The 14,404-nt window shown below is 44.7% G+C and carries 14 protein-coding genes; 8 read left to right on the top strand and 6 right to left on the bottom strand.

What is annotated here, in order from left to right:
* Positions 1 to 36 precede the first annotated feature (36 nt).
* Positions 37 to 1,239 (top strand): RNA-guided endonuclease InsQ/TnpB family protein, encoded by a 1,203-nt coding sequence (locus FC83_RS10725; protein ID WP_052004532.1) that lies wholly within the window; start codon positions 37 to 39, stop codon positions 1,237 to 1,239.
* 170 nt (positions 1,240 to 1,409) lie between these two features.
* Complete coding sequence (locus FC83_RS10720) at positions 1,410 to 2,906, top strand: FGGY family carbohydrate kinase (RefSeq protein ID WP_057002766.1); 1,497 nt, start codon at positions 1,410 to 1,412, stop codon at positions 2,904 to 2,906.
* A gap of 67 nt (positions 2,907 to 2,973) precedes the next feature.
* On the opposite strand, the gene FC83_RS17090 is transcribed toward FC83_RS10720, so the two are convergent.
* The 3 genes from FC83_RS17090 to FC83_RS10710 are packed head-to-tail and all read right to left on the bottom strand — an operon-like array spanning position 2,974 to position 5,769.
* Positions 2,974 to 3,135, bottom strand: coding sequence for a FeoB-associated Cys-rich membrane protein (locus FC83_RS17090; protein WP_152537702.1), 162 nt, complete (start codon positions 3,133 to 3,135; stop codon positions 2,974 to 2,976).
* Positions 3,136 to 3,152: 17 nt separating this feature from the next.
* On the bottom strand, positions 3,153 to 5,300 hold the full coding sequence (feoB, locus tag FC83_RS10715; protein WP_057002765.1) for a ferrous iron transport protein B: 2,148 nt from the start codon (positions 5,298 to 5,300) through the stop codon (positions 3,153 to 3,155).
* The gene (locus FC83_RS10710) at positions 5,293 to 5,769 is read right to left on the bottom strand and encodes a FeoA family protein (RefSeq protein ID WP_035451804.1); all 477 of its coding nucleotides are present in this window, start codon (positions 5,767 to 5,769) and stop codon (positions 5,293 to 5,295) included. The genes feoB and FC83_RS10710 overlap by 8 nt, the downstream gene beginning before the upstream one ends.
* A gap of 413 nt (positions 5,770 to 6,182) precedes the next feature.
* Here FC83_RS10710 and FC83_RS10705 point away from each other — a divergent pair, with 413 nt between their 5' ends.
* Positions 6,183 to 7,145 (top strand): DUF1002 domain-containing protein, encoded by a 963-nt coding sequence (locus tag FC83_RS10705; RefSeq protein WP_057002764.1) that lies wholly within the window; start codon positions 6,183 to 6,185, stop codon positions 7,143 to 7,145.
* A gap of 43 nt (positions 7,146 to 7,188) precedes the next feature.
* Here FC83_RS10705 and FC83_RS10700 read toward each other — a convergent pair whose 3' ends face one another.
* Positions 7,189 to 7,896 carry a ribonuclease H family protein gene (locus FC83_RS10700; protein ID WP_057002763.1) on the bottom strand — a complete coding sequence of 236 codons (708 nt, stop codon included), beginning with the start codon at positions 7,894 to 7,896 and terminating at the stop codon, positions 7,189 to 7,191.
* A gap of 159 nt (positions 7,897 to 8,055) precedes the next feature.
* Between FC83_RS10700 and FC83_RS10695 the strand changes: the two genes are divergently transcribed.
* A complete protein-coding gene (locus FC83_RS10695; protein ID WP_035451805.1) occupies positions 8,056 to 8,469 on the top strand; it encodes a hypothetical protein in 414 nt (137 codons plus the stop codon).
* A 71-nt stretch (positions 8,470 to 8,540) separates the two neighbouring features.
* Here FC83_RS10695 and FC83_RS10690 read toward each other — a convergent pair whose 3' ends face one another.
* Positions 8,541 to 9,986 (bottom strand): MFS transporter, encoded by a 1,446-nt coding sequence (locus FC83_RS10690; RefSeq protein WP_035451806.1) that lies wholly within the window; start codon positions 9,984 to 9,986, stop codon positions 8,541 to 8,543.
* 220 nt (positions 9,987 to 10,206) lie between these two features.
* Between FC83_RS10690 and FC83_RS10685 the strand changes: the two genes are divergently transcribed.
* The 3 genes from FC83_RS10685 to FC83_RS10675 all read left to right on the top strand — a co-directional run bounded on the left by FC83_RS10685 (position 10,207) and on the right by FC83_RS10675 (position 12,201).
* Complete coding sequence (locus FC83_RS10685; RefSeq protein WP_035451807.1) at positions 10,207 to 10,827, top strand: hypothetical protein; 621 nt, start codon at positions 10,207 to 10,209, stop codon at positions 10,825 to 10,827.
* A gap of 12 nt (positions 10,828 to 10,839) precedes the next feature.
* On the top strand, positions 10,840 to 11,484 hold the full coding sequence (locus tag FC83_RS10680; RefSeq protein WP_035451808.1) for a hypothetical protein: 645 nt from the start codon (positions 10,840 to 10,842) through the stop codon (positions 11,482 to 11,484).
* Positions 11,485 to 11,610: 126 nt separating this feature from the next.
* Positions 11,611 to 12,201 (top strand): hypothetical protein, encoded by a 591-nt coding sequence (locus FC83_RS10675; RefSeq protein ID WP_035451809.1) that lies wholly within the window; start codon positions 11,611 to 11,613, stop codon positions 12,199 to 12,201.
* Positions 12,202 to 12,299: 98 nt separating this feature from the next.
* Here the strand turns inward: FC83_RS10675 and FC83_RS10670 are convergent, their stop codons facing one another.
* The gene (locus tag FC83_RS10670) at positions 12,300 to 13,055 is read right to left on the bottom strand and encodes a polysaccharide deacetylase family protein (protein WP_035451810.1); all 756 of its coding nucleotides are present in this window, start codon (positions 13,053 to 13,055) and stop codon (positions 12,300 to 12,302) included.
* Positions 13,056 to 13,195: 140 nt separating this feature from the next.
* Here FC83_RS10670 and FC83_RS10665 point away from each other — a divergent pair.
* A partial coding sequence (locus FC83_RS10665) for an RNA-guided endonuclease TnpB family protein (RefSeq protein WP_057002762.1) occupies positions 13,196 to 14,404 on the top strand: 1,209 nt, incomplete at its 3' end.

Raw genomic sequence — 14,404 nt, 5'->3', positions numbered from 1 at the left:
GATACGGTATCCTATAGAGTATAGGAGGTGGATCGAATGCCAGTCAAAACTCACAAAATCAGATGCTATCCCAATACCGAAATGATCGCGGTCATCACTGAACTGACGGACTACAACCGCTTCTGTTGGAACCAGGGCTTAACGACTTGGAATGACATGTATGAAGCGTCTCTTGTTATGGATGATAAGAAAATACGGCCCAGCGAGCGCAGTGTGCGCAACGAGTTAGTGCAGAACAAAGCTGACTGGCAGTATCAGCGGTCCGCCCGCGTGCTCCAAACCGCTATTCATCGTTTGCATCAAGCCTGGCAAAACTTCTTCAATCCCAACATGCCAGATGCCCGCAAGCCCAAATTTCACAGTAAGCGAGATCCAAAACAGAGTTTCACAACGGACCGGGCAACGGTTAATGGGAAATTCCTGACACTGGATCGGCCTCATGGGACTAAGCATCACTTCACCGACATCAAACTAGCCGAAATTTTACGCTTTTCTGGCACGATCAAAACCGTGACGATAACCAAGCGCGGTAACAAGTTCTACGCCAGTATCGCTGTTTCAGTTGTGGATACGCCACAACCAGCTTTTTACGAAAGTTGGGATATAGCTGGCATCGATCTTAACGTGGGGCGTATTAATTGGAATGATGGCGAAGTCAACACCTTCACGCCACGGATGGCAGTGCTGCATCAACGAGTCAAAGTTTATCAAAAACGTTTAGCCCGGAAACGGCGGGATAATCCCAGACATTTTCGGTCCAAGAACTACCAACGGACCCAGGCAAAGCTGAACCGGACTTATCAAAAGATTAATGCTTTACAGGATGATCTGATCCATAAGTTCAGCCAGCAAATCACCCAAGCTTATGCTGTCCTCTGCTTAGAGGACCTCAACGTTCGCGGCATGAAAATGGCCAAAAACAAGGTCAAAAACCTGCAGCGCAGTCTCTTTCGCCGCCTGCGCACGGCGATCGAGTACAAAGCTGCTTGGCAGCATCAGCATGTGGTGATCGCGGACCGTTTCTTTCCGTCCACCCAGCGCTGTTCAAACTGCGGCTTCATTAAAACCGCCGACAGTTATGGTGGCAAGATGACCCTTCAAGGCGATAGCATCTACCATGATCATGACACTTACCGCTGTTACGAATGTGACATGGTCATGAATCGTGATGAGAACGCAGTTCAAAATTTAATTGCGTATGCGGCGGGGCTTCCGCCGGAACGGGCAACCGTTCATTGATGATTCTCCAGTCGGTCACTGTCCCAACTGACTTGTTCAGGCGGGGGAATATCGGCGTTTACGAAATCGACTACAAATGTAGCTTAACGGTCTAAATATGAAGTAGTGTTATAGACCGGATATGATCACACTTGATTATATTTGTATACGTTTTAGAAAGCAGGATAAATATGTCTGATAAATACATTTTAACCGTTGATGCCGGCACAAAATCCATCCGGGGTATCGTCTTTAATCATCAGGGGGAAATTATTGCCCGGGAAATAAAAGACTTGCCGGCCATCACGCCCCAACCTGGTTGGGTGGAACAAGATCCCGTTTTACTCTTTGATACGGTACAAACAGTGATTGCCGATGCTTTGATCGGTGCCCACATTGAAGCGGACCAAATTGAAGCTTTGGCCATTGCCAACCAACGGGAAACCACCATTATTTGGGATAAGACCACTGGCCAGCCAGTTTATAACGCCATTGGTTGGCGCTCCACCCAATCGAAAGCCATCGTTACCAAACTAGCTCAAACCGCGGATCGTCAGCTGATCCGGCAAAAAACCGGCTTGCGCCTGGACCCCATTTTTTCCGGCAGCAAGATCCGCTTTATTTTAGATCATATCCCCGATGGCCAACAGCGTGCCGAACAGGGAGAATTGCTGTTTGGCACAGTGAATACTTGGCTGGCTTGGCAATTAAGTGACGGGGAAATCTTCACCACGGATTACACCAATGCCAGCCGGACCCTGTTGTTTAACATCAACACCTTGCAATGGGACGAAGAACTGTTGCGTCTATTCAATATCCCGTTACAGATGTTGCCTAAAGCGGTGGCCAATGATCAAATTGTGGGCACCACCAGCAGTCATCAGGTCCTAGCCCAAGGTATTCCCATTGCGGCTATGATCGGCAGCCAACAAGCGGCCTTATTTGGCCAAACTGCCTTTGATCTAGGTATGGTGAAGGCAACCTATGGTACGGGCGGGTTCATCGTCATGAACGCCGGTACCACCCCTAGCTTGTCCATGAACAACCTTTTGACCAGTGTGGGGTATAGTTTCAAGGGGGTCACCAATTACGTCTTAGAGGGGGGTATTTTGACCGCTGGGGACGCAGTGGATTGGTTCGTGGACCAGCTGCACTTCTTGGATAGCTTCCAAGACGCTGAAGTGGCTGCCAAAACGGCCACCAGTGCCGATGAGTTATACTTCGTGCCGGCCTTCAACGGTTTGGCCGCCCCTTATTGGGATCCCGACGTGCGAGGGGCCTTTTTAGGGTTGACCCGGGGATCTGGGCGGGATGACTTGGTCAAAGCCGCCATTCAATCCATTGCCTACCAAACCGAAGACATCCTCACCACCATGGCCCAGGATACCAACTTACCCCTGGCCCAGATTCGCGTGGACGGTGGGGCCTCCAAGAGTGATTACTTGCTGCAGTTTGCCGCGGATATCACCCATATTCCCGTACAACGCTCCCAAAGCCAAGAAACAACCGCCTTGGGTGCGGCCTTTATCGCCGGCTTAAACACCGGCTATTATCAAGACTTTGCCCAGTTGCGCCAGCTGAATACCGGGGGTCAGGTTTTCACCCCCACCACCGATGCCCAGACCCGCAGTCGCCTGATTAGCGGCTGGCACCAGGCCATTGGGGCCGCGGAAACTTTTAAAAACTAAAAAATAAGACGCGCTGCAAAATTGCAGCGCGTCTTTTTATGGCCATCACGGCGCCATTGCGGCAACGTTAGGCTTGTGTTTCTTTATGTTCTTTAACATCAACCAAAGGACAACCGGCGTCATGACAGCCATCACACACGGGTTTGCGATCCTTTTTGAGATAACGTGACCAAATGACGTAGCCAACGGCGCCAAAGATCAACACTGCAAATACAATTGTTGCAAGCATAGTGTTTCCCCCTTAGATTACAGTTGGGCAGTAGATAGACTTTCGGGTGCACTGACCCGTTTTGGTTTATAAACTAAGCCATAAATGACAACAGCTAAGACTGCTAGCGCCACGCCGGTAGCAACGGTAAAGCCGCCACCTTCAAGGCTCCAATGGGCTAATTGATAAATGATAAAGCTGATCACATAAGCCAGGGAGCATTGATAACCCACAGCCGTCATGGTCCACTTAGCGGTGCCGAACTCCCGACGCATAGCGCCAATAGCAGCAAAACAAGGGGCACATAACAAGTTGAAGATCAAGAAAGAATACCCAGCTGCTGGTGTGAAGGCTTGCCGTAATAACGGCCAAATTTGACGGCCATTTTCAGCTAAGTTTTGCGACCGGCTGAATAATACCCCAAAAGTCCCAACAACATTTTCTTTGGCAACTAAGCCAGTAATGGCAGCGACAGTCGCCCGCCAGTTACCCCAGCCTAATGGCACAAAGATTGGGGCAATAAAGCTGCCCATAATGGCTAACATACTATTTTGTTCAGAAACCATTTGGAAAGTGAAGTTGAAATTTGATAATACCCAAACCAAGACACAGCTGGCGAAGATGATCGTCCCCGCCTTTTTGATAAAGGATTTGCTACGTTCCAGCACTTGCCGACTAACGTTCATGAATTGAGGAATGTGATAAGTTGGCAATTCCATGATGAATGGGGCTGGATCGCCGGCAAACAACTTGGTTTTCTTCAAGAAGATACCAGAGCCCACAATGGCCCCGATACCTACGAAGTAAGCTGATGGTGCTACCCAAGAACTAGTTGGGAAGAAGGCCCCAGCCACTAAGGCAATGATAGTTAATTTGGCAGAACAGGGCATGAACGTGGTGATCATGATGGTCATGTGCCGATCCTTTTCGTTTTCAATAGTCCGGCTGGCCATGATACCGGGTACGCCACAGCCTGTAGCAACTAACATGGGAATGAAGGATTTGCCAGATAAACCGAATTTACGGAATAAGCGATCCATGACAAAGGCGATCCGGGCCATGTACCCACAATCTTCCAAAATACCCAAACAGATAAATAACACGATCAATTGCGGTAAGAAGCCAATTACTGACCCTAACCCGCCAATGACCCCGTTTAATAACAGGCCTTGCATCCAAGCGGCCACATGCCAGCTGGCCAGTAACGGCGTAATGGTATTTGGAATCAATTGGCCAAACAAGACATCGTTGACCCAATCCGTCCCCAGTGTGCCGACAGTTTGAATGGAGAGATAATACACCAGCCACATGACGATGGCAAAAATTGGCAACGCCAAGAAACGGTTGGTGACAACTCGGTCGATTTTATCACTGGCACTCAAGGAGAAATCATTCTTCTTGACTACGGCTAAATTTACAATGCGTGTAACCAACGCATAACGTTCATTAATGACGATACTTTCGCTGTCATCATTGAAAATCTTTTCAGCTGTGGCAATGATGTCTTCCACATCTTGGCGTTGATCAGCGGTTAAATTAACTTGTTCGCTGACTTTAATATCCCGTTCAAATAATTTGATAGCAAACCAACGCTTGCGATCTCTTGGGACTAACGGACAGATAATATCTTCAATTTCACTGATGGCGGCTTCAAAACGGGCATCATACCGAGGATAACGGTCAGTGTCTTCTTCCGCATTGGCAGCTTGTACCGTTTTAGCCACGGCTTCTTTTAAGCCTTGCCCCTTTAGGGCACAAATACCCACGACTGGGGCACCCAAGGCGTAGGCCATCTTATCTAAGTTAAATTGTTTATTTTGTCTAGCGACCACATCCATCATGTTCATGGCAACCACAATCGGGATGCCGGTTTCCATGAGTTGAACACTTAAATAAAGGTTGCGTTCCACGTTAGTCGCATCAACAATATCTAAAATGGCATTGGGATGGGCATCAATCAGATAATCCCGAGCCACGATTTCTTCAGGGGTATAAGGTGCCAAGGAATAAATCCCGGGCAGATCTTGCAAGACAATACTCTTGTCTTTTTTTAAGTAGCCGCCTTTTTTCTCGACGGTGACACCAGGCCAGTTCCCAACATATTGACTGGCACCGGTTAGCGCATTAAATGCGGTGGTTTTCCCACTATTGGGATTACCAGCTAGGGCAAATTCCATATTAGTCATGGGTGTCCTCCTCAACTAAAACCAACTGTGCTTCTGACTTGCGTAAACTGAGTTCATAACCACGAATATTGACCTGAATTGGATCACCTAAAGGGGCTACTTTACGCACAAGTACAGAAACTCCTCTAGTAATACCCATATCCATTAAGCGACGTTTGATGGCGCCCTTACCCAAAATGGCGCCGACTCGACCGGTACCCCCAACAGCTAGCTTATCCAGGGATTCCCAGTCAGCGCGAGATCCCTCACGCATGGGCTCTATGTAAACTAAAGCGGCAGTATCTTTATTTAAAGCAACGCGGCTACCACGAACCATAACGATCATGGCATCCTTGGAAGATGAAATAACGTGCAACTCAGCACCTGTAACGAACCCTAGGTCCCTGAGATGTTGATCTTTATCTTGAAGTTTGGGATTATTGGTCACAGAATAAACCATGCCAATTTGACCTTCTGTTAGTGGTATCATAGCCTCATCTCCATCTATATGATGCAATTTGCTAAAATTTTTAATTGAAAACTATTCTCAATTACTATACTAAAGTTATGACATTATCAATGAGAAGTCAATAAGATAATCTTAAAAAAGTAAGAAAAATTTATCATATAGATTGTACACAATCGTTATTTTACCGGGAATCACCAATACTTAGCGCCATCTCATCACGTTCTAACTGTAAGCACATACGTCTTTAATATCTAAGCTGATTTCCTAATCGTTTTCATAGATTGTGAAATTGATAACTTTTCATCAACCTAGCACTTGCCAAAAAATCCTGCTTAAGACTGAGCCGATTTTGGCCACAATGGCTTAATTTGGACATAGGTATCTGTTATTCTAGTATCAAAGTCTGATTGCACTTCAGAAAGGAATAATTTCATATGTTCAAAAAAAAGCTCTCCAAACCACTTAAATATGGCCTAGCCTTGTTGGCCGCTTTGGGTATTGGGCTTTGGCTCACGCCAAAGCCGGCTCAGGCCGCGGCTTTAGACCAGCCCGTGGTTACCTTAGGCACCACCTTGACCCAAGATCAGCAGCAAGGCACTATTAGCACGCTGACGAAAAATCTCAATGACACTAGCAATTACAAGACCATTACAGTCACCGGCGCCACTTTAGTGAAATATTTGAATCCCTCCGGAAGCTCTTTTAGCAACGGCTCCAGCGTTTGGTCCAGTGCTGCGGTGGAAAAAACCAGTAGCGGTTCGGGCATCAATGTAACCATTCTCAATTACAATGGGAAAAACAACATCACCACCATCACCGCCGATCAATACAAAAATGCGGCCCTCACCGCTGGCGTTTCCGATGCGAACATCTACGTTACATCGGCGGTGCCTATCGATGGATCCGGCGCCCTGGCTGGGGTTTACGCCGCCTTTGATCAAAGCGGCAATGGGTTGAATCAACAACAAATCAATGCCGCCCAAGATGAATTAGGTACTTTGAGCGATATCAACCAGGCCAATAAAGGCAAGGATGGCTACTCTGATGCCCAGCTGAATAACGCCGTTACGGGTGCTAAAAGCGATATGGCCAAAGCCGGCACCAACGTTTCTGTGGGTCAAATCACCACCATCGTCAACAATCAACTGACTAAAAATAATATCCAAAACGTGATCAATAATAATCAAAAACAGCAAATCATCAATCTTTTGGTGAAAGTCCGGGATTCCGGTGCTTTGAATTCATCGAACTTTAAAGCCCAGGCCCAAAAATTATCCGATAGCATCGTCGCCGATGCCAAAAATATCTTTAATAAATTTAATACCCAGGAGAACCGCAATTTCTTCCAGAAAATCTGGGATAACGTGGTTAACTTCTTCCATAGTATTTTCGGGTAAACTAAAGGCCGCCCCGTCAGCAAATGACGGGGCGGCCTTTTAGTTACATATTATCCATGGTTTGATTTAACAACTGGTCCACATAAACGTTGCCGCTGTTATCCGCATGGCCCTTGGTCCAGATGAGTTTGAGGTTTTTAAACTGGGGCAAAAGAGCTGCCATGTCTTGCCATAACGCCACATTTTGCGGGGTTGTGCCATCGGCTTTTTTAAAGCCCCGGCGCTGCCAACCGGCGAGCCAGCCCAGGTTGATGCTGTCTAGCACATATTTTGAGTCCAAAACACCCACCAGTAATTCCTGGGCTAAGCCCAAATCCAACAGTCGCTGTAACGCATTGCGTAACGCCGTTATCTCCATGCGGTTATTGGTGGCGCCGAATTCGCCAGCTGAATCGGCCAGTTCTTGACCTCGATATTTGATCAAATAGGCCCAAGCGGCTTTATCATTGCTTTTCACATGCCCGCCGGCGACATTGCCGGTGTTCCGGGAACCCCCATCGGTATAGAAAATAGCTTTAGCGGCCTTTAGGTCCACTGGGGTATTGGTATTGGTTTTGGTTTTGCTTTGATGGTGGGCCCTAGGGGTGGTGTTGCTGGGATCTTTGACGAAGGCTTCTGCACTGGCCTTGTCTAGAAAACTTTTGTATCGCGCTCCGGTATAACCCCGGACTAATTTTTCAGTGGTGGGCCAATCGGTGAAGACCCCCACTTGCCGGCCCCGGGCCACGGCATAATATTTTTGTTTTGCCAAATTAATTAACCTCTACTTTGCTGCATATTTGTTTATAACTTTCATAAGTTTAAAAATTATTTTGAATTAATGACAGGTATGCCAGCCACTTCACTTATATAATAAACTTTGCTGAAATAGCCTAATATTAATAACAAGTTTAGAAAGCGGGTGGTCCCCATGCGGAAAATAAGCTACTCGAAACTATTACAACTGGACCAACAAATCAAAAACCATCCCGGACTGCGCTCAGCCTATTTCATGGGCCCTTATTACAAGCAACCCGGTGCTGGGTATGAGATTGCGCCTGAAGTCTTATGGCACAACGATGTAGAAATGGTTCATGACTTTGAGGCTATTTTACAGAACCCTCTCATTATACACTGGTTATTTGACTCGGTGGGTTTGGATTTTCAAAATCTCCGGTTAGATCCTATTGGCCAGCGTCTATTCTACCGTCGCCAAACTAACTTTTTTGTAGAAGCTGTCTTACTTTTGGTTCAAGACGAAACCATTTTAATCAGTACTCATAATTTTCGCGCCTTACAACACAGTTTAGCCCAGGATTCCGTTAACAATTTTGTCAGCAACTAACTTAAAAAGCCTATTTCATTTCAAAGCTGCCAGCTGGCGGCCCGCAAAACGAAATAAGCTTTTTTATCATTTTATTCAGCGGCTTTAGCAGTCGTTTTCTTCACTGGTTCTTTTCTAGAATTGATATAGCGGATCAAGACCACGATCAGGGCAATGGCCGAAATAGCCGTGGCGATCCAAAAGACGTTGTAAAAGGCCTGGACGAATTTATGCCCCAAACCCGGCGTGATTTGCGTCACCCCAGGTAGCTGGAAGAATAACGCCGAAGAGGCAAAACTGATACCAATGGTCATCCCCAACGTCCGGGCAAAAGAGTTAAAGGATCCCGCGATCCCGGCCAACTTTTTATCCACCATCCCCATGGTCAAAGCATTATTCGGCGACAGGAAGATGGCCATCCCCATGCCGTTTAGCACAATTGGAATAATGATTTTCACCATATTCAAATCCGCTGGGAAGAAAGCATAACCCACTTGAGACACCATCAAAATCACCAACCCAATCACAGTCATAAGCTGACGATTGATTTTATCCGCCAAGACACCGGCAAAAGGTGTGGTGATCAACATCATCACGGATTGCAACATGATGACCAGCCCACTTTCGAAGGGACTCATACCGTTGTAACTTTGCAGGTAAAAGGGCAGTAAAATGTTGGAGATGGAATTCACCAGCATCACTAACATCAACGCAAATATCGAGGTCATGAACCCCCGATTCTTCAACACCTCCGGCGCGATCCAAGGCATGTTGGATTTGTCATCTTGCACAAAGGAATAGATGGTTAACCCCCCGCCTACCACGAAGAAGAGCAAACCGATCCATAATTGACCCCGACCGCTTTGAAAGAAAGAACCACTCAAGAAGAATAAAATGATCCCCACAGTGAACAGATTCTGGCCGGTCCAATTCGCCCCTTTAGTAACTTCTTTGACGTGGGCCCAGGATTCTTTGGGGATGGGTAAAAATTTGAAGCCCAGCCAAAGGACCAAAGCCCCCAAGGGAATATTGATCAAATAAATCCATCGCCAACTGGCCACGGAAATAATGAACCCCCCTATCCCGGGACCGGAAATCGACCCGACGGAAATGAACATGGAAATCATGGCCAAGGCCTCGGCCCGTTTGGCATCAGGGAAGTACTCCGTGACGATACCCATGGAATTAGCCATGATCATCGCCGCCCCAATGGCCTGAATCACCCGGCCAAATAAAATAATTACAAAATTTGGGGCGAACCCGGTAATCCCTGAGCCCACCACAAAGGCGATGCCGCCCGCTAAGAAGACCACATTTTTAGATAAAATATCGCCAATATGGCCAAACATCACCAATAAAATGGCCGTGGTAATTAACCCGATTTGAACGATCCAAGTGGCCATACTACTTGAAATGTTTAATGAAATCGCAATTTTTGGTATTGCTAAATTAGTACTGGAACCTGATAACGATGTGAGAAACGAAAACATGCCTAAGGCAATAATTATTGAAAGACTTTTCCGCCGACTGTCAGCCATCACGATAACCCCCTATCGATCGATTTGCGATATACTTACATCATTTATACCACTTTAACGGAAAAAATTAGAGGATATCGACTTATAAACGGACACTTACAAGTGCTTTGAAAATTAGCTGCCGGGCAATGCCGAATATGAAACCCTCATTACAGCTGCTATACTACCCCACCGATTCTGCTATACTGAAACCTGAATATATTTCAGAAAAGAGTGGACTATGTATCTCGAAACTAAAATGAATCCCAAAAAATGGGCTAGTATTGTCAATATTATCGTTACAAATTATCGATTTCCTGTGATTGCCAACACCAAGTTGTTGATTACGGCTAGCCTTGTTTTAATTTTATCTTTGGGCAGTTTCAAAATTTTTCAGCATCATTGGTCTTGGCCGTCCGTCATCACAATCCTGATTATCATTGTGGTAGCTACAGGAAGTTGGCTTTATTTGGATAACCATTTGAAAAAGGGCCTGAGGCAAGCATTTTTGAAGATGCCCTTCGATCCAATTAGCTATTACCCCTTTACGGCACCGAAGCCCCTTGATACCACCACATCTGATGCTGATAAACAGGATTACGCCGAGGTATTTAATGCTTTCAGCAAATATACCTTGATCCACCCTCTCTATCATAATTATGAGGTACTGCTGGAAACAGATGATGTTTATATCTTCCTCAGCCGTTACAACAATCGCGCGGGCCGATTTATTAGAACTTATGCAGTTACGGTTATCGATAAAACCCCGGAGAATATGGCTTTAATCCAGAGTACCCGCCATTTATTGGCCTTGCTGGCACCGGTTTTAGAGCACTATCGCTACGTCTCAAAACACACCTGAAAGGATTTTTTGATGCTAAAAACATATATGAACGCTGAAAAACAGAAACGCATTGTTAATGATCTAATCAATAATTACAAGTTCCCAAATATTTTGCACCTTCAAATACTGTTGGTTAGTATCGTTTTTATTTTCTGGATTTGGATCTTTCTAACCTCACCAAATCAATCACTGAGCGCAAATATCTATACAGGAATTTTCGCCGTGCCACTTACGTTGGCTGCCTGGTTTCTTTATGGTCATATATTAATGCGTAAGATGCGTCATATTTTTCTGAAAGTACACTTTGACCCAGAGAACTTTTACTTTCTCACAGAACCAAAATCCATTGATGTCGATCAATTAGCGCCAGAAAACAGAAAGTTTGGGACAGCTTTTAATCAGGCTAAAAAGCAAATATTAACCAAACCAGCCGAAAATAATTACGAACTCATGCTGGAAACCGATGAAGTCTACTTCCTATTAAGTCGAGCCAAGCAGCGAAAGGCCATTTTTCGTCAACCTTATATGTTAACTATCATTGACAAGAGTCCAGAAAACATGGCAATTATCAAAAATACAGATAACTTTAGAAAAATGTTAGCGCCGTATTTAGAGAAATACATTCGCGCAAAAACTAAGCTATCTGACGACACTAATTCGCCCAATCGAGGTTAAAGGTTTCAGCAACTAGTAGCTTACAGACTACATATTAAATTCCAATTACATTTCTTCCGGCGCAACAAGTTGTAGCTTGGGTCTGCTATACTTAGTTCAGATTTAATAATTGGGAGGTATACCAAAATGAAGAAATTTCTATTAGGTTTTCTTGCTGCTCTTGGTTTAGGTCTAACATTGACCACTGCTAAACCAGTTCAAGCTGATTCTGTGGCGATTCCCTTTCGAGACAGTGCTTTTTTGAGTTATCCTTATACTGACAAAGACTATCCTGTCTATCTGTTTTCACCAACAGATAGCTATGTTCCTGGACTTTCCGCCTGGAAAGTGACGAATACAATAAAAGTCCAACCCTATTATCCAGCACCCTGGGAAAATGTCATTTATCCTTCGGAACAGGCCTTTGAAGTAGGCCCCAATCTTTGGTTGACAAATATGCAAGCCTTTCTTTTACCAGTTGGGGAAGTGGTCAGCCAGCCTATAAGTAAACCAGAAGACAGCACCGCTTTTGCCAAAATCGAAGCAACCGTTAGTAGCGAAACCCCAGTTGCACTTTGGGCAACACATGATTACAAGACGCCAGTACAATGGGTAGCACCAAATAGCGGATGGCATATTACCCGCTATTACTACTCAGACGATTCTGGTCTTTGGTTCGATCTTGGTTCTAATCAATGGATTCCAGCTTATTATGTTAACAATCAAGTTTATGCTTAATGCTCTTAAATTTCGAAATTCTGATCTGTTTTGAATAATTACTATTGCTAATTTCCGTAAAAAAGGGGTTCTCCATTGCTGGATAACCCCTTTTCGCTTTAATATTGAACGTCACCATTTTGTAAATAGTTTGCAAAGGTATCAATTGAATCATCGTGCTGTCCTGAAATCATCTCTAAACGGCCTAGCGTAAATCTATCAAAATCTGAAGAAAAGGCGGTTGCGACCTTATTATCAAAATTCAAGCATGCCAAATAATCATTGTTTTTGCAAACCATTGGTGATAGATAATTATGGCTGCCAAATGGGTAAGCACAAAAATTAATTTCTGTATTCAGATTACTTATGGCATCTTTATTGTTGTTCCAAGCAGCCCACTGAGGCCAATATTGGCCATCCCCCATTGCCTTATGATGTGCAGTATGATTCCCAGTTTCAAAACCATCCGCAACTAACTGCGTAGCAATATCGGAATTAGCCTGAAGATTATCACCAGCCCAGAAAAACATCCCTGACAATTTACGTTCAGTTAAAATTGAATCAACCTGACGCCAACTTGTATAACCATCATCGAACGTTAATACAGCAACTTTTCCAATACTATTTTGATTAGTTTTAAGAATTTCATACGCTTGAGCCATTGTAATGATGGTATAGCCCAGCTGTGTTAGCCAATCTAACTGTTTTGTGAACTCGTCAAAAAGCATGGTATAGTCACTAACTGTTAAAGTGTTATCCGTAAAATTATGATAGGCCAAAATTGGAACTTGGATAGGATCAGATTTAACATCAAATTGTTCGTTGATGCCAGACCCAGAATCATAATATTCGTGAAAATATCGGGGAAAAAACATGGGATTTCAATTCCGTGAGGAATTCCGATCGAGTTTGAAGAACTCAAACAATTTATAAATATGTGCCTATTTTGAGCACGATTCTTTCTTTGCGGTTGTTATATAAGTTATAATAACTATAAGAGGAAGGGGTGATTAAAATGCTGTTAAGTCTAACGGTCAAAGCTAAACTCAAACTAGATAACGCTACTGATGCTGCCAAATTCCAGGAAACCAGTGAACAATATCGCTCAGCCTGCAACCATGTTGCTGAGTACATTTTTAACAACAATTTTGAGTTGAGTGCTATCAAAATTCAGAAAAAGCTTTATCAAGACTTGCGGCAATGCTTTGGCTTGAAATCACAGTTGGCTATTTCCACGATCAAAACGACGGTTGCCCGTTATAAAACTGTCCAGACGCAACTGCGGCGCAAACCCATGGCCTATGCCACCGGTAAGAAAGATAAAAAAGGCAAAGAAATTTATCTGAAAGTCCCCAGAGATCTGCACTGGCTTTGGAAGCCGGTCTATTTTCAGCGGCCACAAGCTGATTTAGTCCGTAATCGGGATTGGTCTTTCGTCGCAGATGGTGAAAAGTTGTCCATCAATACACTTCAAGGTCGGGTGAAAGCTCGTTTTGTGTTAAAAAGTGGTTTTGAACAGTATCTGGATGGCACCTGGGAGTTTGGTGGTGCGAAGTTAATTAAGTCTGGGACCAATTGGTTTTTACACATTGCAGTCAATAAAGAATTCCCTGAATTGACTCGCACTGATATGCAACACGTTGTGGGGCTTGATCGGGGGATCCGGCAATTAGTCACCACTTATGATGACCAGGGAAAAACAACGTTTTTCAATGGTCAAGCCATTAATCGTAAACGGCGCCACTACAAAGCACTGCGAACTAGTCTGCAAAAACACAATACCAGAAATTCCAAACGCCGTATCCGTCAAATTGGCAATAGAGAGAACCGCTGGATGACTGATATCAACCATCAGCTGTCTAAGACACTTGTTGCGAAGTATGGGCCGAATACCTTGTTTGTTCTAGAAGATCTGGTCAATGTTCGGTTTGCCACGGAAAAGACGGTCAAAGATAAACGCTATGAAAAAATCTCTTGGGCATTTTACCAGCTGGAACAGCTGTTAACTTACAAAGCTATTCAAGCAGGTGCTGCGGTCATTAGTGTTAGTGCGGCTTATACCAGTCAGCGCTGTCCTCACTGCGGTGAGATCAAGAAAACGAATCGCAAGCACCAATTGCATGCCTATCAATGTTCAAACTGCGGGTACCAGTCCAATGACGACCGTGTCGGTGCCATGAATATTCAATTTCTAGGCGCACAGTATGTTGCTGGTGTAAAACAC

This window comes from Agrilactobacillus composti DSM 18527 = JCM 14202, from assembly GCF_001436375.1.
Classification (GTDB): Bacteria; Bacillota; Bacilli; order Lactobacillales; family Lactobacillaceae; genus Agrilactobacillus; species Agrilactobacillus composti.
This window is presented reverse-complemented; position numbering and strand designations above follow the sequence as displayed.

Bases quoted from the DNA above. Each gene is read 5' to 3' on its own strand.
- FC83_RS10725 (WP_052004532.1), top strand. From the start codon at position 37: ATGCCAGTCAAAACTCACAAAATCAGATGCTATCCCAATACCGAAATG.
- FC83_RS10720 (WP_057002766.1), top strand. From the start codon at position 1,410: ATGTCTGATAAATACATTTTAACCGTTGATGCCGGCACAAAATCCATC.
- FC83_RS17090 (WP_152537702.1), bottom strand. From the start codon at position 3,135: ATGCTTGCAACAATTGTATTTGCAGTGTTGATCTTTGGCGCCGTTGGC.
- feoB (WP_057002765.1), bottom strand. From the start codon at position 5,300: ATGACTAATATGGAATTTGCCCTAGCTGGTAATCCCAATAGTGGGAAA.
- FC83_RS10710 (WP_035451804.1), bottom strand. From the start codon at position 5,769: ATGATACCACTAACAGAAGGTCAAATTGGCATGGTTTATTCTGTGACC.
- FC83_RS10705 (WP_057002764.1), top strand. From the start codon at position 6,183: ATGTTCAAAAAAAAGCTCTCCAAACCACTTAAATATGGCCTAGCCTTG.
- FC83_RS10695 (WP_035451805.1), top strand. From the start codon at position 8,056: ATGCGGAAAATAAGCTACTCGAAACTATTACAACTGGACCAACAAATC.
- FC83_RS10690 (WP_035451806.1), bottom strand. From the start codon at position 9,986: ATGGCTGACAGTCGGCGGAAAAGTCTTTCAATAATTATTGCCTTAGGC.
- FC83_RS10685 (WP_035451807.1), top strand. From the start codon at position 10,207: ATGTATCTCGAAACTAAAATGAATCCCAAAAAATGGGCTAGTATTGTC.
- FC83_RS10680 (WP_035451808.1), top strand. From the start codon at position 10,840: ATGCTAAAAACATATATGAACGCTGAAAAACAGAAACGCATTGTTAAT.
- FC83_RS10675 (WP_035451809.1), top strand. From the start codon at position 11,611: ATGAAGAAATTTCTATTAGGTTTTCTTGCTGCTCTTGGTTTAGGTCTA.
- FC83_RS10670 (WP_035451810.1), bottom strand. From the start codon at position 13,055: ATGTTTTTTCCCCGATATTTTCACGAATATTATGATTCTGGGTCTGGC.